We start from the raw sequence: 23,613 nt of genomic DNA, 5'->3' as shown, positions 1-23,613 counted from the left end.
CTTCACAAACTCTTCAAACCAACTAAATTTGTACAAAATCAATTTAATTGTAAAACTCCATATGTGTTTTTTCCTTTTTGTAATAATTTAGTCTGTCTTGTAAAGTACCTGTATGAAATTCAAACTTGTGCCCATCTGGATCAGTAAAGTAAATAGACTTTTTATCTTTTTCGTCTCTTGGACGCCCTGACAGAATGTTTACCTTCAATTCTTTTAGCTTACGGTACATATTATCAAATTCCGCTTCTTCTATTGAAAAAGCTATATGTGTATATGATTGGCAAATTTCAGTACGAGAAATATCCTTTTCTTCATTGAGGGCAAGCCATATACCGTTTAAGTCAAAATAGGCAGTACTTCTTCCCTTAACTAACAACTTTGCACCAAACACATTTTTATAAAACTCAATAGAAGCTTCTAAATTGGAAACTGAAAATAAAAAATGATTTATGCCTTTTATTGACACCAAATCACCCCAAACTAAGTTTTTTTATATTCATTATTGCACCTGTATAAAGATTTATGATCCCCATCCTTTTACAAGTAAAAAGCTTGAAGATTCGTATTATCTTCAGCTTTAAATAGGACTAGTACAATAAAAACTTTATGAAATAATTTTTTGATATGTAGTCTCATCGCAAATGACAAATAGTTTCGCTGAATCGGGAATTAATTCATGATGACGGCGGGCTAAATCAAGAGAACTTCCATCTGAAATTAAGGTCGCTCCTATTTCAAAAAGTTCCATCGCTGCATCCCTGTATGTGCTCCAATGCGGTTTAGCCTTAATTTCATAGAGGTTTTCCCCTTCAGAGCTGCTCAGCATCTGATTAAAAAGCTTGCTTGAACCGTGGTTGATGGCCGCATGAGCCATGAGGCGGGAGATAGAATCATTTGAAAGGATCAATTCATCAACGTTTGCGTGTTCAAACAAGGAAACGTGCTTATCTTTTTTTATTTCAACAATGGTGTAGATGCTTTTCTCATATTTCTTTGAGATATGTTCCACCCTGGAAGCGATGAGAAGAGTTTTTCCATCGGAGTATTCAGCATGGTCATTTCGGTCATCCGAAAAAATGGCAACTGATTTTGCTTCAAGGATATTGGCTTTCATTAACACTTCCTCTTCAGCAGGATTTCCGCTGACAAAATGGACCCTCTCATGCTCCATGGGTGTTCTTTCAGAATGGTCAACAATGACAACATCACATTTTTGCTTGCTGTGAAGGATCTCCTCTACCACATTTTCCAATTTTTCTTTTGATGCACCAATTAGTATGTAATGCCCTTTTCCCGAATAAGTCAATCGTCCTTCCTCCTTCCATTTCCGGTACATGCTGAAGCTTTCAAAGACTTTCCCTATGATGATACCCATTGCGCCAATGCCAAATGTGTAAAGCAGCAGCATGGTGAAGATTCGACCAAAATCACTTTCAGGAAAATAGTCGCCATAGCCTACTGTGACAAGTGTTGTCATCGTCCACCACAGAGCATCAATAAAGCGCGGAAATGTTTCCGGCTCGGCTGCCCTCATCGTAATGCTGCTGAAGACAATGAGAAATAGTGCAAGAGCCGATGCTTGCAATATACTTATTTTCGTCATTTTTAAAAAAACTTTATGTAGAATCCACATTTTTTTCACCCCCTTTTTTAATCCCGAACGGCAAATAATAGGAGAGATTATTTGTAATCGCTCCTCCTATTCTATATCCTGCAGCCGACGGTTTGCCGTTAAGAAGGAAGCTTCCCAATAAAAGTCTGCCCTTCTGTTTTCCCTTTTCACTATTGAAATCAACAGCAGGGTGCTCTACATATTGCTGATAAACTGGCAGATATTCAGTATATGATTGCTGGGCGTCAGCATGGGTGAGGAAGCCTTCATGATTATATATTTCGACCGTATCTCCTTCTCTTCCAAAAACAGGCTTTTTAACAAATGACAGCCCCGACATAATAAAAATATCAGGCTCAAGATAGGTTGGAAGGAAGGATTCTTCAATCCATACATGCTCTTCCTTTGTAAAAAATGGATGTTCCTCCATGTGCAATCCCCAAATAACCGCCTGTACCGCTTTGTTTTGCAGCATAAATGCGGATGGGGGATTAATAATCGCAAGCTTTTCTGCCTCGACCAGTTCCAGGAGCCATAAACCAATCCTGTTTCCATCTGCATCCTCATCGGAAATTAAGTTCTCAATCGGGAAAGTTTGACGGTACAATATATCAATTCTGGATCCCTTTTCATCAAAAAGCCCAATTCCTCTTTGAATCTCCAGTTTATGAAGAGGGATAAAATTAGAAGCCACACCGGAAAGCTTTTGAATATATCGGACTGTTTCCCGGTCTTCGAGGTTGTCTTCATGGGCAGTAAAGACAACATTAGGTGTTTTCAATTTCAATTTCCGTGCATATTGTTCAATGCTTCCACAAACTTCTTTACTCAGTAGACGTTCCATTCCTTCATTTGGGTCTTCTGCTGCAAATTCTTTGCACACCTCACTATTGACATGGAAAAGCTCTTTAATAAATGTTGGGGTATCAGCATTGATTTCAATGCATTTATAGCCAGCTCCGTATGGGATTAGATCAAGCCGGGCAATAACGCTTTCTGAGGCAATGCTTTTCAGTCTGATGAACGAAAGCGTTTCTTTCGGAAATCCCATTTCAATAAGTGTCCGATCTGGCACTTCTCGAAGCAGGCTGCACACCTTAAAAAATATTTTGCCAATTCTTTCACTGACAGTTCGGATACGTTCACGTTCAGTTCTATCGATATAGGCAATATCATATAGTGCATATTCTTCCCCATATAGATCGGCCCAGAAATGATTTATTTTGCGGTAAAACCTTTTTCTTTTATCATGGTAGGCTTTTTTATCCACTATTCCTTCTCTCCTATGTCCTTGATATATAGAACATATACGCCCCTGTCCTCGTCGATTTCAGTAGAAGTCACTTGCTTTTGCCCAATTCCGGGGATATCAACAATATCTTTTAAAAGATAGCGAATGATATCAAAATGCGTTTGACAAGGGATAATGGAAAGCAGTTTATAATTCTCCATTTCACGGTACCTGCGAACCTCGATATTCAGCCCTTTTCCGCGGAAAACTTTTTCGTCCAGCACGTGTGGATTTCTTCCTATGTCTTTAATGACGAGAATCTCCTCTTCTCCATCCATCTCGTTGCAAATAAGCTCGTACTGCTGGCCTCTCATGATAAAATAAGTGCATAGCTGCCTGGCATATAATTCATCAATTCCCACAGATTGAGCAGAATACTCATAAAAAGGTTCGTATTCGCCTTTCCCTTTGTCGATATAATACGTCAGCTTTTTCATCTATTAACCAGCTTTCTTAGTAAGATAGGCACTTTGCCACGATCCAGCCGATTGCCAATGATAAGGAAAACAGCATGACACCTACAGCACGGTTATCATCTTCGATTGCCTTATGGATACTGAAACGAATGGTGATAACTTCTGCCAAAATAAATACAATCACCTGCGAAACGATGCCGATTATACCCCATATGACCATGTCAAAAAGTGAGATGGAGTATTCAGCTGCAGCCCCCAAAACAATGGCAAGACCAATAATCTTTCCTCCAAGCACCAATGCTGCCGAAACATTCTTTTCGGCAATTAAGCTAATTTCCTTCAATTTTGGTGTACTAATCATAAACAGAACAATTCCGGCAGCCAAAAGAAGCAGCGCTACTCCTAAATACGAAGCAAAATTTACATATAAGTTCATAAACATACTCCCTTTCATCAATTCTTTACCTTATCCTCCGTAGCTCTTTTTGCCACTTCCAAATCCAGAGCTTTTCTGTCCCAATTCAGAATTACTTCCCCCTTTAAAAGACGTGCTATTTTTATAGTTTAGAAAATCCTTGCTTTTGTACAAAGCTGTTTTGTTTTTAAAATATTGGCCCCCATAATAATAATGTCTATAATAACTGGAACGGCTGTCATCACATTCCCATACCCCGTCATCTTCATCCCACTCCCAATCACTGCAGCTCGAATCCTCAGGCGGAGGAGGAATTTCCTGAGATTCTGAACCACAGCCGGAAAGACCAAGCATAAGTGCCGTTGATGTAATGCCCGTCATCATTTTTCTCGTTTTTGTCAATATCATCACCCCGCTTCCTCACACTTTTTAATTTACGAATATAAACCACAAAAGATTCGAAAACATTTATTTTTTGAAACAGCGGATTTCTCTTTTTCGAACATTATGTGAAGGACAAGGCGGAAGATTTATGACCCAAGAAAAATGATCAATCGGGACAATGCACATGTCCCCTCGGCCATCAGCTTTAAATCTGAGGAAACACCTTCTAAGATACCTTTGGACGTTGCAATGGTTTCTGATGTATCGCTCGCCCCTACTGTAATCGCTAAGGCAGCTGTACCTGGAGACCCTAGTGTATACATCCTGTCACCGCAGTTTCCAGCAGCAACAACCGACGTTACACCCGCCAGCACCGCATTATTTTATGCCATACTTGTGATATAGAAAGGAATATTATAGGACATTCCCAGAGAAGGGTTGATGACATCCATTCCATCTGCTACAGCCCGATCGATTGCAGCTAAAATTCTTCTGTTGTACCGGAACCATATTGTCCTAATACACGATACGCAAAAATATCCACATCCGGCCCAACTCCTGTCATCGCATAATCGGTTTTATTTTCACCTTGGCCCGCAATACTGGGGGAAACATGGGTTCCATGTTGAGTTTAATAAGTAGCGCCGGTCAATGGATTGAATTCCGCATATCCTGATTATCTTCTGGAATAAAATTGTATTCATTCTCTCACCTGCTATTTTTCTGTGTGTAATGGAGTACTATAGTATTTTTCTCACTAACCTTTATAGCGACCATTTGCTGAAGCCGGTATAAGTTCGTCCTCATAATGGTTAAGTTAGGATTTTATTATATTGATATTTGATATAATTTTATTTCCCGCAAATTTCATCAAGTTGATTTTTATGATAAAACACTGTCTGGCAACCCATGTCACTTTGACCGAACATTTTCTTATATATTAAGTGTTGTTTCACATATACAAACCCCAGCTGTCTTCATCTGAAGAGCTGGGGTTCTTAATTTTTTGATCCAACTATTTATCTGACTGTCTAAAGGGAAAAATATTAAGTTAGACTAACTGACCGTTCTCTTTTACAACTGGTCTGAAGGATATATGGGCGGGTCAAGCTGAATTTGTTTATCTGGATAGATTTTAGAAATAACGGAAGAACCCAATAATCGATTTATTTCATTTGCTGGCATTTCCATTGAAACTCCGTTTAAAGCAGCCTTATAAGTGTGTTTAATCCGATACGGCACTTTATTATCATCTAATAATGAGAGAAGTTTCCGGAACGATTGATGACTTTGTTCAACTTGCCTTTTAGCTTCCTCTAATGTCAGGGTGAGTCCTTTCGCTTTCGCTTCTAAAACAGCTATTTTTGCAGGTTTCGTTTTGAATTCAATTATAATGGAAACGAGCTGATTGTTTGAAAGGTCAATGGATGGATCTACCTTGGCTGACGAATGCATCTTTTTTCCACCACCTTGTCATCTTTTTGAGAATCATTCTTTCCTTTATTAACCTGACATCCACCAAATATAATGTAACACTTCTTCCTAAGATGTTAACCCCTTCCTACTTGATAGAATTTTTCAAAAATATTATTCCATCAAATTTCATTATAATGAAACATAATTTGATATCAATAATAAATATAGAACTCAGCAAGTGTTGATGACCAAAATAGGATTTCTAGCTATTAGGATTTTTACCTTTAAAAAATCTGCTTTCAGCTATGGGGTGAATTTTGCATATATGAGGGAAAAACTATTAAATTTTATCGTGAGAAGGCTAAATTAACACAACAGCAGCTTGGTGAGGGGATTTGCTCTGATACACATGTCAGTAAAATTGAAAGGGGGATTACAGATTATTCTCCAGAAATCACTTGCTGTTTTCTAAACGGCTCGGAATTAATATTGAAGAGGAGATCATGCGATCTAAAGATATCAAGATACTTTCCCCCTGACCATTTGATTAATAAATTCAACTTCCGGCAACTAGAATAATTCAAAATGGATGGGTACCCTAGTTAAAATTTTATATAATGCTCATTAAAGCGGCAATGGGGGAATTATTCCGCTGACATCAATGCTTTAACAGTCTAATCCAGTGCATCCATAGAAAAATAGATTAGAAAAGGAATACTGTCTACTTTTGTAGCTGAGCCCTCTTCCTCATTGGATTTAGGCGGGGCAAGCTTTACTTCTAACTCACTGTAAACTGCTTTCACGACTTCCGATTCCAGAAGATTCTGGATTTCGTTTGCCGGAAGTGTTACAGCGGCTCCATTTAAAGCATTTTTATATGTATGTTTGATCTCATACTTTGCATTTCCCGATTTAGCCTTTTTGCCTATTTTGTCCTGCAGGTCTTTCGCAAACTTTTTGTGTGACGCCTCTATCTTTTTCTTGGCCGCTTCAAGAGAAACCTCTTCCCCCTTCAACGATTTTTGAACTTTTTCTACCTTTGCTGGAAGCTGTTTAAATTCCACGATAACATTCACTTCTTCTGTGCTCTCCAAATCAATATCCCTAGATAATTGGAGTCCCTGCAAAGACCGGTTGGCTTCTAGCTTTTGCAAAGCTTCGCGCTGCTCTTTCGTTAGACTGGCTAAGATGTTCATGGCATCTGATTGAGTTTCTGCATGTCCAATAGATTCATAGCCTATTGGTGCGACACCGCCTATGAGCAGTCCAAGGCTTAATGCCACTTTTGAATATTTACTTTTACTCATTGATTCAACCCCTCTACTTTACTGACTCTAATTATATTTTCTGACAATTAGATTGTCATTGGGGTTAATTCAACAAAGTAAACATGGATAATTGATGGTTAAATAGGACCATTTCAACGAATGAAAAGCAGAAAAATCACTAATTTATAAACATTAAGATATATATAGACAAAAGGATACACAACTATTTTCCTGTTGTATTTGGACAAAAAACCTTTCTCTATCAAATCCAGGTTTCTACTAACGCAGAATCATCATCAGCAGATTTAGGCATTAAAGTGAAACCATCCGGTATTTCCTTTCTTATTGCATCTAAACTGACTCTCATGATTATATATTCTGTCGGCTTATCCGTATCGAAAATTCGTGCAACAAACATTCCGCGATAATCTTTTGGATTTGAGAATATGCAAATAATCGGCATTTGATATTGATTGAAATTGATCTCTTCAAAAGAATTTATTAATTGATCTGTGTCTGCCATTTATCTATCTCTCCTTGTATATTTTTGGACAATATTATTGAATACAACTGGCACAATGTCACTTTCACCATTTTATTGTAATCGTAAATTGATAGGAAGACATCCATTACGCAAAATTAATAGCGACTAAAAAATAACAAGCCACCGTTTTGTACATTCAGTGGCTTGTTATTAATATTATAAAACTAATTAATATTTTGCTCCATCATCCATTTGTTTAGCTGTTACATTTAAGTTTGAACTATATGTAACTCCCTGATATTCGTTTCCTGCATTTTCATTAAGTTTAATAGCGAAAGAAAGATCGATGTACTGGTCATCGTTTAATTGCCAGAACTCATGCTTCTCACCCTCTTTTGATCCATCGCCTAACAACATCTTTGGTTTTCCTGCCATGCCTTTTGCAGCTGGTTCAGCCTCTGCTCCCTCTACAAACCCTACGATCATTTCAACTCCAGGAGCAATGGTCTTAGCTGCCTGCGTAACTTCATTAGTCGTTCCTTTGAAAAGCTGGTCAAGATAAATTCTTGATTCTTCCAGAATATCCTCGGTCATTTCTTGCCCTTCTGAAAACTTATAGGCAATGTATCCAACCTTATAGGCATCTAAAGGAACATCTGTGCTTAGAGACTGATTGTATGTAGCTTTCAGATAAGCATCCATATCTCCAGTGTTTTCTATTTTCAGCCACTCCCCATATTTTAATTGAGAAGGAGCAAACCCGGTAGCTTCGATAATTTTTGTCTGCATGTCCTGGCTGTTGTTAATTTCCAGTGTGCCATTTGTAATCTCACCTGAAGCATTCGTCTGGGAGGTAAACCAGGAATATGTACCAAAACTGCCTGACACAACAATCGCTCCGACTAACGCACTTCCTAAAAAGGCATTTTTCAACTTAAACATGTGTATCCCCCTATTATTTATTATGATTTGGTAAACTCCTCTTGCTTCTTCTCTTGCTTCTTCGCTTGCTTCAATTTTTCATATACGGTTAAACAAATATAACCTGTTAATGGAAGAACAATGAACAGCAGAAAGCCCATCGGCCCTTTCGTATAGTTGGAAAGAAAACCGAGCTTCGGAATATGAAACAGCTCTTTTCCTGCTATGTCACCTGCTGTTATAGCCTCTTCATCCGCCGTATTGTTGTTATCACCTTTTGTAAAAAAGTCTTTCCCCATTTTTTTCAACGATAGATGTTATTCTATGGGTAATGAGGTTCTTTTCTTCGTTGTAAAAAGAGATAATGTCACCTTCTTTAAGGTCCTCTGCATCAATCTCTCTAGTAATAATGACATCCCCCGCTTCAAAGACAGGAACCATACTATTCGACAATACGGTCAGCGGTTTAAATCCAAAAACGGTTAATGGTTTGTTGCTGCTAATGCTTGCAAAGATGGAAAGTATGATCATCATGATGAATAATATAATTGCTGCTGGGACTGTTTTTTTACTAAAAACATTACTTTTTCCAATACTCACCCTCTATTCCCGTATATATGATTAGTAATAATATTGACAGATTTAATCAGAATTTAATTACTATTCTGATTAATAATTATATTATTGCACAGTTCTAAAAGTTGTTGTATTGGGGTTTTAAGAGAGGAAATTACTCATGAAGATACAGGTATTCATTCCTAAAAATCCAGGATTGAGGAACTGGATTTCTTAAAAATATGCGCAGATAGCCGAAGCATGCCTAAATAACCAGTCTATATCACCTAAGTAATTCCCCCAAGCTTTGTCTGCTTAAGGCTTGTACTATTATAAAAATTTCAGCTGCAGCTTGTTTTCAACACGGTAAATCATACAGGCATCCATTTTTTCCAATCTAATAGGATATACAAAAGGAGTGATGGCAATGCCTTTGCAGCAAAAAATCAGATATTTAACAGGCCAGCCTGTTGGGATTTCATTCACCAATGGGCAAGGTGCAACGTGGGTTTTATGCGGAGTATCAGGTACAAAGGTTCTTGTTATTGAATACTTGTATCAAGCTCAATTTGCCTTAAAGCAATATGATGCCTTTATGATTCAGGATATTAATGGATTTCCTCCTTGTCATAACCAGCAGCCGCTTTATTAAAGAAATTGATATCTTTTGGGATATTACTCTTTCCTTATCTCTTTTATTAGTCAGAATAAATAAAATAGCTTTCCTATTCTGGTTCCATTTGCTTTGCTCATTGGTGGGACCAGAATTGAAAAGCCGCTGCTCTTTATAAAATAATGTCAAATATCTTCAATTACACAAAGTTATTATATTATAGGATTCTTTCTAAACGATGATTTTATATAACAGGGAATCCACGATTTATTTTACGAGTATTTTCTCTTTCTTTAGAATTTTAAATAGATAGCTAAGGAATTCTTCTCTTAGATCTTCTCTTCTTAGCGCAAAATCAATTGTTGCCTGTAAAAAACCCAGTTTATCCCCAACATCATACCTAGTTCCTTCAAAAGCAATCGCAAATAGTGATTCTGCCTTTGACAATTCCTTTAGTGCATCTGTTAACTGAATTTCACCGCCTAATCCTGGAGGGGCATTTTCGAGGATATCAAAAATCGTAGGAGTAATGATATATCTGCCCAGAATTGCTATATTAGATGGAGCATTTTTAATAGAGGGTTTTTCAATCAGACTGTTTACCTTGAATATGCTTTCTTTAATATATTCACCTTGGATTATGCCGTATTTACTGATTTCATTTGTATTTACTGTTTGGACTCCGAGAATTGTTGTTTTATATACTTCATAGGCTTCTATCAATTGCTTTAAACATGGTTTTTTTCCATATACAATATCGTCGCCTAATAGAACTGCAAAAGGCTCATTGCCAATAAAGCTTTTTGCACAATATACCGCATGACCAAGTCCCTTTGGCTCCTTTTGCCGAATATAATGAATATTGATCATCTCTGAGATAGAGCGCACTTCATTTAGTAATTCATATTTTTTCTTTGCTTCGAGCTCAAGTTCGAGTTCTAAAGATTTATCAAAGTGATCTTCAATCGAACTTTTATTTCTTCCTGTTATTATTAGAATTTCCTCTATCCCGGATTCCACTGCCTCCTCTACAATATATTGAAGTGTTGGCTTATCAACAATAGGCAACATTTCCTTTGGCTGTGATTTAGTTGCCGGTAAAAATCTAGTTCCCAAACCCGCAGCCGGAATGATTGCTTTTCGAATTTTCATGTAAGATCCCCCAAAAAAACTCCTTAAGCAGTATCTGCATTTCCCTTGTCTCGTACTACTATTAGTATGCACTACTGCCTACAATCAGAAGAAAAACTTCAAATGAGTTGCTAGAAAGGCTCTAGATTTTTTAAAGGAATCTTTAACACTGCATGTCGAACCTTAAACTGTATTAAATGTTTATTAAAGTGGTTCGAAGCGGTTGCCTGATTTCCCACTATTTAAGATGCGATTTGCAGGTATTGTTCTCATGTCTAAATAATTATAATTGCTTTCTGCTTTAAATATAAAAATAGGGTCCGAATGCTGTATTTGCTCCAGATCCCAGCAAATTCCGTCAACTTTATTAATTTGCCCTTGAATGGTCATAATTCGTTTAGTGTTGGGTGTTGGCTGTATCTGTAAATTTGTGAAGGAATTTCCGCTGCATTCATTTGGAATGGTTTCGCTCCCTTCCAAGATAATATTATCAATGCAATCATCCAAAGAAATCTTATCAAAACGATTTGCATTCACGTAAGCAAATCCGCTTGCAGGTTTAACTGCTTTTAAATAAAGCCCTCTCGCAAATCCTACAATTTTGATATCCATAAAATTCACAAAAGAGATTTCATGTCCACTCCCGCCTGAATACAAGTGAATTCCAGTTCCTGATACTGTTCCTGACCAATTTATTATCACAATGTTATTTAGTGAAGCATTATGCCATGTGTTATAGTACTTATGCTTTCCGTCCAAATAAATAACCTCTTTGGTGTAGCCTTTATAATCAACCATAATTCTGGCGTTCCACAGCGAAGCATCCCTCTCTAATTCAAATCCTCTAACGTTTGCTCCAATGATAAATCTTGTCCCATAACTGCCTTGCAGCTTCACCCCCTGTTTGATAATAACGTTACCTGTCATGTAATAATCCTTATTTGCTGCAATAACGGTTTTTTTATTATTTTGAAAGGCGAAATTTATTGCCGCCTGAATTTTCGATTGTGCTGTACTGCCGGCGAAATCTTCAACGTAAACAATATTTGGATTTTCTGCCATCATAACTCACTCCATCCAATTTATTACTATATTGTATGTATCTTTAAATTCAACGAATAAACGAATAACCTATGCATCCAAAATTAATATTTAAATTGGAAGAATTCGAATGATTGATTTCAATTATTCTTTAGTAAACAATAAGTAAAAGAAAAGAACCAGCCCCTAATTTTTTCTTGAGAGCCGGTTAACTGTTTTCTATTAACTGATTATTGAATGCTTCTTTAAGGCATTTACTGAGTAATTTGCAAAATACCATAGTGCGGAAGCGAAATTAATTTTCTCTACTTTCCTATAGGTATTCCATGTTTTTTGAGCGGATCTGAGTTTATTGCCTGATAGGGAATGCTCTCTCTTTCTATAAATAGCCAACTCCTCATTTAGGCCATATGCATGGATCCCTTTAGATAAAATGGAAAGCCAAAGTCCGAAATCCTCTGAACAATCTCTATATAAAGGCATTTGCACGAACCCTAATTGTCTTATATCAAGCATTACAGTAAGTGTCCCTATCGCCGTATTTTTTAGTAAGCTATGATAAGTCGTTCTTGGCGGGACATAAATAACTTCTTTTGCTTTTTCCCCGCTTTCATTCATTATTCTGTAGCTTGTATATGAAAAAGCTATGTGATTTCTTTTCATGAACATTAACTGTCTTTCCAGTTTCTCCGGAAGCCAAATATCGTCACTGTCAAGAAAGGATAGGTAGTTCCCTTTTGCTGCTGCAATACCTAAATTCCTGGCATAGGCAGGACCCTTGTTTTCTTTCAGCTGTATTACTTTAATTCTGGATTCATCATGCATCTCTTTTTTTACTTTCTCTAATGTGTCATCAGAAGAACAATCATCAATAATAATCAATTCCCAGTTCTGAAAAGTTTGTGCTTTAACGGATTGGATTGCAGAGCAAATATAGTTTGAAGAATTATATGACGGAGTAATAATCGAAACAAGATCCTGAACTGAAGTTCCCATTTTTGGCATCTCCTCAATATTCATTTTTCATGTTGGAGTATATCTTCATAAACAAATGATTAGAAAGTAATCTCTAAATTGCCTTATCTTGTTTCAGACTTTTTATTAGATTCTGATGTCCATAATTGTTATTCTTCAATAATCCTTGAGCTCTATCTCGCTGAAGGACTACTTGCAATGTTTGAAACAAAATTTTTAGATCCAATGAAAAGGAATAATTTCGCACATATAATAAATCAAAGCGCAGCTTATCCTCAGCGGTCGTAGAATAGTAAGCTAATACTTGAGCAAGTCCTGTAATGCCCGGTTTAACTGATAATCTATAAGGATAATCGGGAAGTTTTTCTTTAAATTGGCTAATGAAGAATTCTCTTTCCGGTCTTGGACCAATTAAGCTCATCTCCCCTTTCAATACATTAAGGAGCTGGGGGAGCTCATCTAAACGAATAGCCCTTAAGAATCTTCCAATTATTGTTATCCTTGTATCCTTACTTGCAGCCAATACAGGACCGGTTATTTTTTCAGCATCCTCTATCATACTTCTGAATTTATAGATCCAATATGGTTTTCCATTTATCCCTATCCGTTCTTGTTTATATATAGCTGGACCACTAGAGGTCAGTGGGATTATTATAAGCAACAGTAAAAAAATCGGACTTGCAAGTACAAGCAGGATTACTGATGTGACTACATCAAAACCCCGTTTAATTATCCGCTGCCAAATGTTTAATCCAGGAGCATTAATTGGAATTACCAGCATATCACCAACTTGTTGTGATTTAGCAGATTGTACAAACAAGTCCGAAACATGAGGAACGATCAGGACCTCCTTCCCGTTCTTGATGCATAAGTTGAGGATGTCGCTTTTTAACTGTCCGATTATAGTAGGTGCAAGGAGAAATACATCGAATTTATTTACGTAGTTTTCTAAATGCGCTATTTGATTTAAAGGTAAATATCCTGAAATTTCAAACCACTTATGCCTATGGAATTTTTGTGCCAAAGACTGGCCAGTATTCTCATCCTCACAAATAATGATTACTCTTTTACGGCCATGTAATTTATTAGCAATAAGCCATATTCCGGCATGAACGGCCGCCAGCAAAATAATTTGGATAAAGAATGCTTCAATAAAGAAGCTTTTCCGATAAAACAATAAGGATCCTAAGCCGGATGAAGCGGAAACGAAGATTGAAAATAATATCATTGGTAAAACACGGGAATAAAGCTGTGTTTTTAAAGAATTTCCGCGTAAATTCTTATATAAATCAAAGAAATAGAAAAAGATGAAAGCTGCTGCTGAGGGTACCAATAACCAGAGTAAATTTAAGGATTCTAATTCTGCAGGTATTGAAAATACATGGTAAAACCAAATAGTCACTATATACCCTAAAAAAACCAACCCGATATCCAAAATGGCCAAAATCAATTTACACTACTCCTTTTCACAGTGTCCTTGGGGGAAGTTTGGCTCAAATCCATAATAGGAATTTCCAGCTCAGAGGACGGATTTGTAATAGCACATATTAATAACACTTCCGATACTCCCCGAGAGTATTTTCCACCATGCTATCTAATGAGAATTCATCCTCCACTTTTCTTCTGGCATTTTCAATTAGCTTATATTTAAGTGACTCATCGGATTCCATTTCTAGTATTATTCGGCAAAACTCTTCTGCTGAATGACTGCTTATTAAAAAACCAGTCTCTTTATCAATAATGGCTTCCCTTATACCGCCCCGATCTATAGAAATAACGTTGGTTCCCACAGCCATAGCCTCTAAAATAACCATTGGGAATACCTCACGATAAGAAGTTAAGAGCAGAATGTCTATATTTTTTATAAATTCCTCCGGTCTGTTCACAGAACCAATCAATTTAACCTTATGAGACAGATTGCAGGTTTCAATCATGGTTTTGATTTTTTGCTTCCTCGGACCATCACCCGCAATATAAAATATAATTTGCGGTTTATCTCTTAGCTGATCTGCAATTCTAATAAATAATTCATGGTTTTTTTCCTCAGATAATCTTGCTAATATACCAACTTTAAAAAAATCACCTTTTTCCTCTTGATTAAAGCCAAATTGGTTCAAATCTACTCCGTTGTACACAGTCTTAATTTTGTTTGCCTTTATCCCAGCCTTAATAAGGTTGTTTTTTTCAAAGTCACTTACTGTGATCACTCTTTCAACATACCTATTTATTAAATAGGCAAAGACCCTGCGGCTTCTATTCTCAAGGATTGTTACATTATGCTTTGTATACATTATTTTAAATTTAATGCCAGATATTTTTCTGACACATATACAGTAAAGAACCATCCTTAAACTATTCGCGTGAACCAGGTCAATTTTTTCATCAGAAACTATCTTTACCAGTTTCTTCATATTCTGAGTATGGCTCGTTCTGCTTAGTTCGTGAAAACGGTGTTTATTTTTGATTCTTTCGTACAGTTGGCCGTGTCCTGCTGCAAAGTGAAAAGTAATATTTGAATCATGCATGAGGTTCTCTAATTTACAAAAATACATTTCAGCTCCTCCGAAATCTAATTTGTCTGTAATAACCAGGATATTCACGCTTTGCCTTCACCTCCTATTCATTTTTTCTGCGGAATGGACAGGATAAATCACTGCGCCTCGCTGATTTATTTGATTTTTGTTCCGTTCATTATGCAAATAGGTTGATAGGATCGCTAAGTACAAAAAAAACATATCGTTAATAATGATCGAGAGGAATCCCATTTGAAGTATTATTCCAAAAAAAACAAGTAAGAGATAGGGTTTGTTTCTATATAACTTACTTTGGATCAATTGCATAAACACTGTAAGAATAAACACACCGAAACAGGATATGCCGATTAATCCTGATTCTGATAAAATCTCCAAAAAGGTGTTATGGACCTGAAGCGAATCACCATATTGAAATGAATTATATTCGGGAAAATTATAAGCTCCAATTCCTAAATACTTATTGGAAACAAAGAAATCCCAGGCTCTTCCCCATAATTCCAATCTTCCGCTTCCGCCATCCTCTGCAAGATCTTCTATTCTAGATCCTAAGATACTGAAAAGATCTAATTTCATATAGAAGACCGCAAGGTAAACAGCAGCTGATAGAGAAACAACCATCCCAGCTAGAAGCTTTATCCTTTTTAAAGGCTTATCTTTCAAAATATAAAGGCATAGAATAATCAATAATACTAATAGTCCTCCCCTTGAAAAGGTTAATAAATTTGTAAGAATACAAAGGAGCAATCCCATTTTATTTTTCATGGATTTTGAATGGCATAAAAAATAACAGAAAAAGAGAGTATTATAAAAGACAAAGTAATTTGGATCCTGCAGTACTCCGATTAACCTTGGGTAATTACGGTCAAGCATCACACCCCATTCATAGATTCTGTCACCCTCAAAGTCAAAGCCGAGTCTCTGCAGCCCTATCAAATATAAAATGAGGCTTAGGGTATTAAACAAAACACCTGCATCGGCAATAGCTCTTTCGATAGTCCAATTATTAGTACGGCCGATGATTGATTTAATAATGAAATAACATGCAATATAAAGTATAATCCCCAGTAAAATTCTTATACTTGCAGAGGGATATAACGCAAACGCTCCTGTAAAACTATACATTAAGTAAAAAATCAGCATTGCCACTTCAAATCCATGCAGGCGCTGAAAGTAAAATGAACTTATATGGACTAGTAAATATAAAAAAGAAAAGATCAAGTATGGCTTTATGGCAAAACCGATGTAAATATAATAATTTGCCATAGTTACGAGCAAAAAAAGGAAGAATAGTGTGAAGCTGGCTTTTTGTTTTCTGATCATAATACCTTGGTCCATCTTATCCTCCCTGCGTTTCCTTGACCCTCCATTTATTAAGTACTCTTGTCATAACATCAAGAATCATATTCTTCATCTCTTTATCTATGAAAATGACTAGAACCAATAGAAGAAAATGAAATAAGAAAACGATGATATAGTGAGAATCAGTAAACAGTTTTATACTGCAGATGCAGATAGCAAAAAATAATAAATATGGAAATAAAGCTTTTTTTGCTATTATCCAGCGATTAGGATTACAGATCCAAAACCCCAAAAGTGCAATTCCTTCAATTGCCGCTCCTGCACATGCAGCACCGGCTATGCCATATGATTTACTGAACTGAATATATAAAAGGATGCCTGTAATAATGGCTATGGCCTGTATGGCAGTTCGGTAAGATTGCAGCCCTTTAGTAGTTAGCCCGTCAGCTAATGCAATATTTATAGCCTGCAGAGTAACCATTAAAGATAAAATCTTTAGCGGAAATGAAGCATCAATCCACATTTCACCAAATAATAAACGGATAACTGCATCCGATTTAGCATACAGGGGAACTGTTATCGTTATACCAGCCAATGCCATCAGTTTAATAAGAGTAATGTTTTTATGTAAGTGCTCCTGTAGTTGATTATTATTATATGCCCTGAATAACACAGGGTAGTAAGCTCCTGCTATAATAAACGGGATTTGCTGCAGTGCCTGGGGGATCCGGTATGCAACTGCAAATATGCCTACTTCACTTAGGGTCAAAGTTTTTTCTATAATAAGAGGGCCTAAATGAGGTAAAATGACAAAAAGCAGGCCACCAAGCGAAAATGATCCAATATTTCGCAATAGTCCCTTATGAAACGAACTTTTCATTCGTATTTGCACGTATTGGCGTACTTTATATATTCCAAACGCTCCTGCTGCCAGGTAAGAAAAGCCGTATAAAGTGCAGATGATTAAATGGTTTAAATTAAATATTAATCCAGCAGACAATGTGACAACTAAACAAACAGAGGCTATAATCCGGATTAAGCCGCAATAGTGCATTCTCTCAATCATTTGAAAGAATATGGTTCCAATACTTTGCAGAGTAAGCCCTAACACCATAGGAATAATTAAAAAATATGATGTTAAAATGAACTCTTTATTCCATGAATTTGTAAAATGAATTATGGCAAATCCACATAAGAGAGAAACAGCAAGTAAAATGATTCTAACCTTCAAATAAGAGGAAATTAGAATTGATAGGTCCACGTCTTTCTTAGATCCTTCTCTTAACACAATGTTGTTCAGCCCGGCATCTGTTAAATATCCCATAATCATTGCAAAAGCTAACGCTACACTAAACATGCCATAATAATAGGATTGAAGATAATTAGCTAAAATAATTAAGGCAGCAGCATTTAAACCACTCGATAAGGCGGTACTATAAAATAAGTGAAATATATTTTTTCCTATAGTATGTTTCTGTAATTTTTTCAATGGCATAGCCACCCGCGTGTTAGTTAGGCATTAACCTGTTTGATAAATAACCCCTAATATTTTGCTGTTTTTCCGTTCTAACTTCATTTTTGCTTTGAAAGCATCATCTTTTTTTGTCTTGTTTTCCTTAAGTACTAATATGGTTCCATCACAATAACTCGCTAACACTTGAGAATCTGATGCAGATAAAATAGGCGGTGCCTCAAAAATAACAACATCGTATTCTGTCCTGCAGCAGCTTGCCATATCCTTTATTTTGCTGGCTACCCATATTTCTGATGGATTTGAAGGAACTGGACCTGCAGGCATTACGAATAAGTTTGGAATAAGCGTCTCTTTACTATTCAAATGGATGCTTTCCGCATACCTAACTGCATTTGTAAATCCATTTTCATTCTTCATCTGAAACCAATGATGGAGTGAAGGGCTGCGAATATTTGCATCTACCAAAAGCACCTTTTTTCCCTGTTCGACAAAAGCAATCGCCAATTTAGAAGAGATAATAGATTTCTGTCCCTCCTCACTGGGTGAAGTTACCATTAATAATGGGGATTCACTATCATATAAATGTTCTATATAAGTACTAATCATACGAATTTGCTCTGAACAAATGGATTGGCCACTTTGTTGGACCATCTTGGTATATTTTTTTATTTTCTTTTTTTAAACACCGATTTGTCTCCCTTTTTCATTATTTACTAAGGATGCCTGATGTTTAACTCCAGTTTTATTCTTATACATTCTTTTGCTTTTTTTAAATTAACCTGTCCCAGGACAGGAAGTCCCAAAGTCATTTCTACTTCGTTTACATTTTTTATTGATTCATCCCAATACTCTCTGCACATGGCAAGTCCCACTCCAAGAAAAAGGCCTATTACCAGACCAATTGCGATATTCAATGACAAACTTCCGACAACTTTAATCGATGGGTCTGTATCATTGTCGCTTAATAGCTTTATATCCTGCACATCAAACTGAGCATTCATTTTATTAACTGTTGTTTTAGCAATCGTATTGGCAATTTCCTTGGTCGTACCCAAATCATGCCCTCTTACCACTACGTTGACTATTTGTGAGTCTCGATTGTTTTGGACAGCTAACTTTTTCTCTAGTTCATCATCTTCCAAATTAAACTGTTCTTTAACAGAATTCAGGACAATCGGACTCTTAATTAGATCAATTGTTGAAGCAAGCAGCATGTTAAGTTCCTGTGAATCTCCATATTGCCCATCCTTTTTTGTCAGCTTGCCGATAAGTATATTCTCAGTTGCTTCATAAGTCGGCTTTATAACATAAATGGACAGACACAAAGTCAGAAGGAAAATGCAAATCACAGTAAAAATAATGGTCAGCCATCTTTTTTTCATTATCTTGAAAAATGTTTTTAGATCTATATGTTCGTTCATGGAAACCTCCAAAACTTTTATGCCTTTAATTGAATTTGGTCCATAAAGGCAACCGTTTCTCTTAAACCATCTATAAAAGTATACCGGGGCTCCCATTTCAGCAATTTAAGAGCTTTTTTATTTGATAAACAGCTATGCCTTATATCTCCTTCCCTTTCCTCATGGTAAATTGGCATAACCTCAGACTCTAATAGATAGTTCAGCTCGTTTACAATATCTTTAATGGAAGTTTGAGTATTATTACTTATGTTAATTATTTCATTATCACCATAAAGAATAGCTGCTGCATTTGCTTTGGCAACATCCTTTACAAATACAAAATCTCTTGTCTGGAAACCATCTCCATAAATATTCAAGGATTGTCCAGTTATTGCCCTCTCAATGAAAATAGCAACTACTCCTGCTTCACCCTCTGTATCTTGCCTCATGCCATAAACATTCGAGTACCGTAAAATTGTGTAAGACAGTCCGTACAGATCTGAAAAAAGCTTAATATAGGATTCAGCATTTAGTTTCGATAAGCCATAAAAGGATATAGGTAATACAGGATGTTCTTCGTCAATCGATAAATATTTTGGATTTCCATATAATGCAGCTGTGGATGCGAATATAAATTTCTTCGTTTGATGCCTTACACATGCATTCAAAAGATTGATTGTTCCAATAATATTTGATTCTCCATCTAATTTTGGATGAATCAATGAATTGAAACTGACACTTGTGCAGCTTGATGAATTACATAATCCGGTTTTTCTGCCAGGAAAATTGGATCTAAATTTCCGCATATATCAATATGGTAAAATCTAGCTCCGGCAGGAATATTGTGTTCTTGTCCAGTTACTAAACTGTCCAAAATAACGACTTCATAATCTTCTTTAATAAGCTCTTCGGCAATGTGGGAACCAATAAATCCTGCTCCGCCGGTTAACAAAACCTTCATAGTATTCACCTTTCCGTTTAAAGAATTTTTCTCCTCGAATTGATAGTTCATTTTTCACCATTGATTCGAGAAAACCTGACTCTTTAAACAAATATATGTAGTCCCAGCCATTATATAACCATACTTTTTTACTATTATTTTCAAATAATATCCAGTATTAAGAAAAACTGTATATTCGATTTAAATTGAACCTTAATCCTATTATTTTTTGTAGGACTTAAACAAGAAAAGCTGTCCCTAATAATGGGGACAGCTTTTCTTCGTCTAGAATTTATCTCTCATTTGGCATTGTAATGATTACTTTTGTCCCTTTCCCCTCCTCACTTATTAATTCAAAAGTTGCATTCTTTATTAATTTCACCTTTGTATATGGATTAATGAAGCCTATCCGGTGGTTATATCCCCTATAAAGCTGATTTTGCTTTTCCTTTGACATTCCAATTCCGTTATCCTCTACTACTATTTCAGCCTTATTTCCTTTTTGACGAATGGATAGCTTAATTCGTCCACCGTCTTTCTTTTTGGAAACGCCATGCTGAACGGCATTTTCTACTAGCGGCTGAATTGTCATGGATGGAAGCATTATATCTATGCTTTCATCTATATCCCAATCAAAGAATAATAGGTCACCAAACCTGATTTTTTCAATTGCTAAGTAGGATTCGACTAGTTCCATTTCTTCCTCTATCGAGACCATGCTATGATGCTTCGTATAATCTAGTTTAGATCGAAAATAAACTGCCAGATGTTCAAGCGCATCCCTTGCCCTATCCGCGTTTTGATAACTCAGCCCAATGATAGTGTTCATAGTGTTATATAAAAAATGCGGAGTGATTTGCGCTTGATAGTAACTTAATTCATTGTGAATGGACTGGCTAACAGAATCCTTCATAGCGAATAAGGATTTGATTTTGGCCAGTAACTCCAGTTTATCAACTGGTTTTTGAATATATTCGTTGGCTCCAATTTCCATACTATCGAGTATCGGCACTATTTGATTTGTTGACCCAATCATGAGAATAGGCAGTTCTGTTAAGAGGTACCTTTTTCTGATCATTTGGCAAAGTGCAATACCAGACTGATTCCCCAGATTTAAATCAATAATCAGCATATCCGCCATCACACCTTCAACCTTTTCAAAAGCAGTTTTTTCATCATGAGAAATTGTAATCGAGTAACCAGAACTCTTTAAATAGTATTTAAGATATTGATTATTTTCGGTATTGGCACATGCAAATACAATTTCCTTTCTGCTATGATTGCCAATTTCTTCAGGATAATCACGTAACAATTCCAAGTCAGCAGAAACTTCCCCAAGTAAATCTTTATCTTCGTAAAAAAGATTTTTATAGGCTGGGAGCTTTATAGTAATGGTTGATCCTCTGCCTTTTGAAGAATCTGCCCAAATCTCACCTTTCATAAGATGGACAAATTTCTTTGAAATGCTCAGGCCAATTCCAATCCCATCATGTTTGGAATGGTCAGGTATCTGGTAAAATGTTTCAAATATTTTTTCCAGGTATAAGGAATCCATCCCTTGCCCAGTATCTGATATTTCGATATGCACACTCTCTCTCACTCTAAAAGCACTGATGCGAATTTCACCTGAAGCTGTATGCCGAATAGCATTATCGAGCACATTGAAAATTACTTCTTTCAATATATTGCTATCAGCTATTACACTTGGCATCTTCTTGGGTATGTCATCTACCAGTTTGACTTCTTTAGGAAGCTTTAGGACATCCCGCAGCTCAAGCACCATTTCTGAGATAACGTCTAGAGGAACTGGTCTTAATCTTAATGAATGGTTTATACTGGAACTTGCATGCCTTAGGTTGTTTACTAGACGATCTATTTTTTTCCCTGAACTTTGCATCTCCAGGATATATTTAAGCTGCCTTTTATTTAACGGCCCTTCCTTACCTTCCATTAACTTTTTGGAATGCCACATAAAAGTACGCAATGGTTCCATTAACTTATCGGATGTTTTGATCAAAAACTCATTTTTTAGCTGATCCTGGACCAGCAAGTCTTTTGAGAGATTATCAATCATAATAAAAGAAAGCTGTCTTAAATAGCCTATATAGAGAGACAGGCATATCGTCATGATTAAAAATAAAAACAAGGGTATCTTGCCTATATCAATCTGCAGGAATAATTCAATGCCTAACGCAGCACCATAGCAGGTGAATGAAATGGCAGCAGTTAGGATATATTCACATCCGCTCACCTTTTCCCTGTAAGCTCGAAAAAGGATAAACAGGATATAGATGTAAACACTCCCAAGTAAACCAATTAAGCTAACCTGCATAAATATCATAGGTATCAATGAATAAAACCAGAATAATAATGGCGTTATACTTACATAGGCAATTTTTATAATAAGCAGAATAGACATCCACTTCGTAATTTTTATTGAAGACTGCTTCTTGAATGTACTATGGGCAAACCATAGGAAAAACAAAACCGATAAATGAATAAAACTCAGCTGTAGGCTTAAGAGCACCTTAGAGGAGATGTCTGGGTAAAATAAATAGATAAGTTTTTCTTTTTGGGTAGATATGTAAATACTCTGTGAAAAACAGAATGCCGCAAAATACAGTTCATTTTTTGCGTGTCTTTGCCGGAAATACTGAAATAAAATAAGCAAAGACAGAATCAGGTATCCTGCTGTAATAAATCCCTCGGTCTGTTTCTCTTGAGCGGCTTGAAGCACTATTTGGTCTGCCTCGCCGAATAGTATGGGTTTTACAATTCCACCGTTAGGACTTGCTCGATTGGCAGCGTGAATAATAACATCCATTCGTTTATTCTTGCTTTTTCCGAAAAATAAAAAGGGCCCTCACGGAATTCATATTCTTTTTTATTTATACTTGGATTACCAATTCCACCCGCTTTTTCTCCATTAATATAAACTCTGCTGGATTGTCTGATAGACTCCGCCCTGAATCCATACATTCCATCCTCTGGGACAGTTATAGTTAGCCGATAGGTTCCCGCCTCAATTTTTAGATGGTCTTTATAGCTATATAGAGAATCCCACTTCATCGGCACTTTTAAAAAAATAGGCTTTCTATTACTTTTCTCAAGATCTGCTGGGTTAATTAATTTATTCGGATAAAATCCCCATTCCCCATTTAATTCCATTAGATCCTCGGAAGATGTTAGGTGCATTTGACCTTTATTTACTGCAGAATGATTTCCCCAGTTTAATCCAGATTCTCTAATTATACTTATTAGTGTAAAACCGCAGACTAAGATAGAAACAATGATTGATATTTTACGCTGCATGGCAGTCCTTCCCCTTGACTCACATTTTTCCATATTTTTATGCTTTTTAATAATAGTAAGGTATAATACCAGAAAAGGAAATACTTAGAAATTTATAAGTAAGGAGGCAAATATGATAAGGACAATCATTAT

The 23,613-nt window shown here is 36.3% G+C and carries 25 protein-coding genes and 2 pseudogenes; 2 read left to right on the top strand and 25 right to left on the bottom strand.

What is annotated here, in order from left to right; all coding sequences use genetic code 11:
• Positions 1-43: 43 nt before the first annotated feature.
• The 8 genes and pseudogenes from fosM to M5V91_RS26430 all read right to left on the bottom strand — a co-directional run bounded on the left by fosM (position 44) and on the right by M5V91_RS26430 (position 5,573).
• Positions 44-466: a FosM family fosfomycin resistance protein gene (fosM, locus tag M5V91_RS26465; RefSeq protein ID WP_217028222.1), complete on the bottom strand. Its 423-nt coding sequence runs from the start codon at positions 464-466 to the stop codon at positions 44-46.
• A 138-nt stretch (positions 467-604) separates the two neighbouring features.
• On the bottom strand, positions 605-1,633 hold the full coding sequence (locus M5V91_RS26460) for an ion channel (protein ID WP_019383236.1): 1,029 nt from the start codon (positions 1,631-1,633) through the stop codon (positions 605-607).
• Entirely contained in the window at positions 1,617-2,882 is a 1,266-nt protein-coding gene (locus M5V91_RS26455; RefSeq protein ID WP_284521609.1) for a glutathionylspermidine synthase family protein, read from the bottom strand. The genes M5V91_RS26460 and M5V91_RS26455 overlap by 17 nt, the downstream gene beginning before the upstream one ends.
• Positions 2,882-3,340, bottom strand: coding sequence for a hypothetical protein (locus M5V91_RS26450; RefSeq protein ID WP_019383234.1), 459 nt, complete (start codon positions 3,338-3,340; stop codon positions 2,882-2,884). The genes M5V91_RS26455 and M5V91_RS26450 overlap by 1 nt, the downstream gene beginning before the upstream one ends.
• Before the next feature lie 16 nt (positions 3,341-3,356).
• Positions 3,357-3,755, bottom strand: coding sequence for a DUF350 domain-containing protein (locus M5V91_RS26445; protein ID WP_009331584.1), 399 nt, complete (start codon positions 3,753-3,755; stop codon positions 3,357-3,359).
• Between the two features lie 30 nt (positions 3,756-3,785).
• Entirely contained in the window at positions 3,786-4,142 is a 357-nt protein-coding gene (locus M5V91_RS26440; RefSeq protein WP_019383232.1) for a hypothetical protein, read from the bottom strand.
• Positions 4,143-4,360: 218 nt separating this feature from the next.
• Positions 4,361-4,749, bottom strand: a pseudogene (locus M5V91_RS26435) (S8 family serine peptidase); the annotation flags it as partial.
• 443 nt (positions 4,750-5,192) lie between these two features.
• Positions 5,193-5,573, bottom strand: coding sequence for a protease inhibitor I9 family protein (locus M5V91_RS26430; RefSeq protein ID WP_217028216.1), 381 nt, complete (start codon positions 5,571-5,573; stop codon positions 5,193-5,195).
• Positions 5,574-5,825: 252 nt separating this feature from the next.
• Between M5V91_RS26430 and M5V91_RS26425 the strand changes: the two genes are divergently transcribed.
• A complete protein-coding gene (locus M5V91_RS26425) occupies positions 5,826-6,113 on the top strand; it encodes a helix-turn-helix domain-containing protein (RefSeq protein WP_308937093.1) in 288 nt (95 codons plus the stop codon).
• 95 nt (positions 6,114-6,208) lie between these two features.
• Here the strand turns inward: M5V91_RS26425 and M5V91_RS26420 are convergent, their stop codons facing one another.
• From M5V91_RS26420 to M5V91_RS26400, 5 genes are all read right to left on the bottom strand, one after another.
• Positions 6,209-6,841 (bottom strand): protease inhibitor I9 family protein, encoded by a 633-nt coding sequence (locus M5V91_RS26420; RefSeq protein ID WP_251175055.1) that lies wholly within the window; start codon positions 6,839-6,841, stop codon positions 6,209-6,211.
• Positions 6,842-7,064: 223 nt separating this feature from the next.
• Positions 7,065-7,325 carry a hypothetical protein gene (locus tag M5V91_RS26415; RefSeq protein ID WP_019383228.1) on the bottom strand — a complete coding sequence of 87 codons (261 nt, stop codon included), beginning with the start codon at positions 7,323-7,325 and terminating at the stop codon, positions 7,065-7,067.
• A gap of 189 nt (positions 7,326-7,514) precedes the next feature.
• Positions 7,515-8,228: a hypothetical protein gene (locus tag M5V91_RS26410; protein WP_251175054.1), complete on the bottom strand. Its 714-nt coding sequence runs from the start codon at positions 8,226-8,228 to the stop codon at positions 7,515-7,517.
• Positions 8,229-8,248: 20 nt separating this feature from the next.
• Positions 8,249-8,506, bottom strand: coding sequence for a S24/S26 family peptidase (locus M5V91_RS26405; RefSeq protein ID WP_284521608.1), 258 nt, complete (start codon positions 8,504-8,506; stop codon positions 8,249-8,251).
• Entirely contained in the window at positions 8,478-8,807 is a 330-nt protein-coding gene (locus M5V91_RS26400) for a signal peptidase I (RefSeq protein WP_284521607.1), read from the bottom strand. Before M5V91_RS26400 ends, M5V91_RS26405 begins: the two co-directional genes overlap by 29 nt.
• Positions 8,808-9,189: 382 nt before the next feature.
• Between M5V91_RS26400 and M5V91_RS26395 the strand changes: the two genes are divergently transcribed.
• Positions 9,190-9,414, top strand: a complete 225-nt coding sequence (locus M5V91_RS26395) for a hypothetical protein (protein WP_251175052.1) — start codon at positions 9,190-9,192, stop codon at positions 9,412-9,414.
• Between the two features lie 228 nt (positions 9,415-9,642).
• Here M5V91_RS26395 and galU read toward each other — a convergent pair whose 3' ends face one another.
• The 12 genes and pseudogenes from galU to M5V91_RS26335 form a co-directional block, all read right to left on the bottom strand.
• The gene (gene galU, locus M5V91_RS26390; protein ID WP_251175051.1) at positions 9,643-10,527 is read right to left on the bottom strand and encodes a UTP--glucose-1-phosphate uridylyltransferase GalU; all 885 of its coding nucleotides are present in this window, start codon (positions 10,525-10,527) and stop codon (positions 9,643-9,645) included.
• 183 nt (positions 10,528-10,710) lie between these two features.
• Positions 10,711-11,571: a hypothetical protein gene (locus M5V91_RS26385; RefSeq protein WP_251266898.1), complete on the bottom strand. Its 861-nt coding sequence runs from the start codon at positions 11,569-11,571 to the stop codon at positions 10,711-10,713.
• Positions 11,572-11,769: 198 nt separating this feature from the next.
• Positions 11,770-12,543 (bottom strand): glycosyltransferase family 2 protein, encoded by a 774-nt coding sequence (locus M5V91_RS26380; RefSeq protein WP_251175049.1) that lies wholly within the window; start codon positions 12,541-12,543, stop codon positions 11,770-11,772.
• Between the two features lie 73 nt (positions 12,544-12,616).
• Complete coding sequence (locus M5V91_RS26375) at positions 12,617-13,972, bottom strand: sugar transferase (RefSeq protein WP_251175048.1); 1,356 nt, start codon at positions 13,970-13,972, stop codon at positions 12,617-12,619.
• A gap of 97 nt (positions 13,973-14,069) precedes the next feature.
• On the bottom strand, positions 14,070-15,122 hold the full coding sequence (locus tag M5V91_RS26370; RefSeq protein ID WP_374940703.1) for a glycosyltransferase family 4 protein: 1,053 nt from the start codon (positions 15,120-15,122) through the stop codon (positions 14,070-14,072).
• A gap of 9 nt (positions 15,123-15,131) precedes the next feature.
• Positions 15,132-16,391: an O-antigen ligase family protein gene (locus M5V91_RS26365; RefSeq protein WP_284521606.1), complete on the bottom strand. Its 1,260-nt coding sequence runs from the start codon at positions 16,389-16,391 to the stop codon at positions 15,132-15,134.
• A 1-nt stretch (position 16,392) separates the two neighbouring features.
• A complete protein-coding gene (locus tag M5V91_RS26360; protein WP_251175046.1) occupies positions 16,393-17,844 on the bottom strand; it encodes an oligosaccharide flippase family protein in 1,452 nt (483 codons plus the stop codon).
• A 30-nt stretch (positions 17,845-17,874) separates the two neighbouring features.
• Positions 17,875-18,435, bottom strand: a complete 561-nt coding sequence (locus M5V91_RS26355) for a CpsD/CapB family tyrosine-protein kinase (protein WP_284521605.1) — start codon at positions 18,433-18,435, stop codon at positions 17,875-17,877.
• A gap of 107 nt (positions 18,436-18,542) precedes the next feature.
• Positions 18,543-19,250, bottom strand: coding sequence for a YveK family protein (locus M5V91_RS26350; RefSeq protein WP_284521604.1), 708 nt, complete (start codon positions 19,248-19,250; stop codon positions 18,543-18,545).
• Between the two features lie 17 nt (positions 19,251-19,267).
• Positions 19,268-20,190, bottom strand: a pseudogene (locus M5V91_RS26345) (NAD-dependent epimerase/dehydratase family protein).
• 271 nt (positions 20,191-20,461) lie between these two features.
• Entirely contained in the window at positions 20,462-22,993 is a 2,532-nt protein-coding gene (locus tag M5V91_RS26340) for an ATP-binding protein (protein ID WP_284521603.1), read from the bottom strand.
• On the bottom strand, positions 22,939-23,481 hold the full coding sequence (locus M5V91_RS26335) for a hypothetical protein (protein ID WP_284521602.1): 543 nt from the start codon (positions 23,479-23,481) through the stop codon (positions 22,939-22,941). The genes M5V91_RS26340 and M5V91_RS26335 overlap by 55 nt, the downstream gene beginning before the upstream one ends.
• Positions 23,482-23,613: the final 132 nt, after the last annotated feature.

Origin of the sequence: Cytobacillus pseudoceanisediminis (genome assembly GCF_023516215.1) — a bacterium.
Classification (GTDB): Bacteria; Bacillota; Bacilli; order Bacillales; family Cytobacillaceae; genus Cytobacillus; species Cytobacillus pseudoceanisediminis.
Note: the sequence above shows the minus strand (reverse complement) of the source record. Positions and strands in the feature narration are given on the sequence as shown.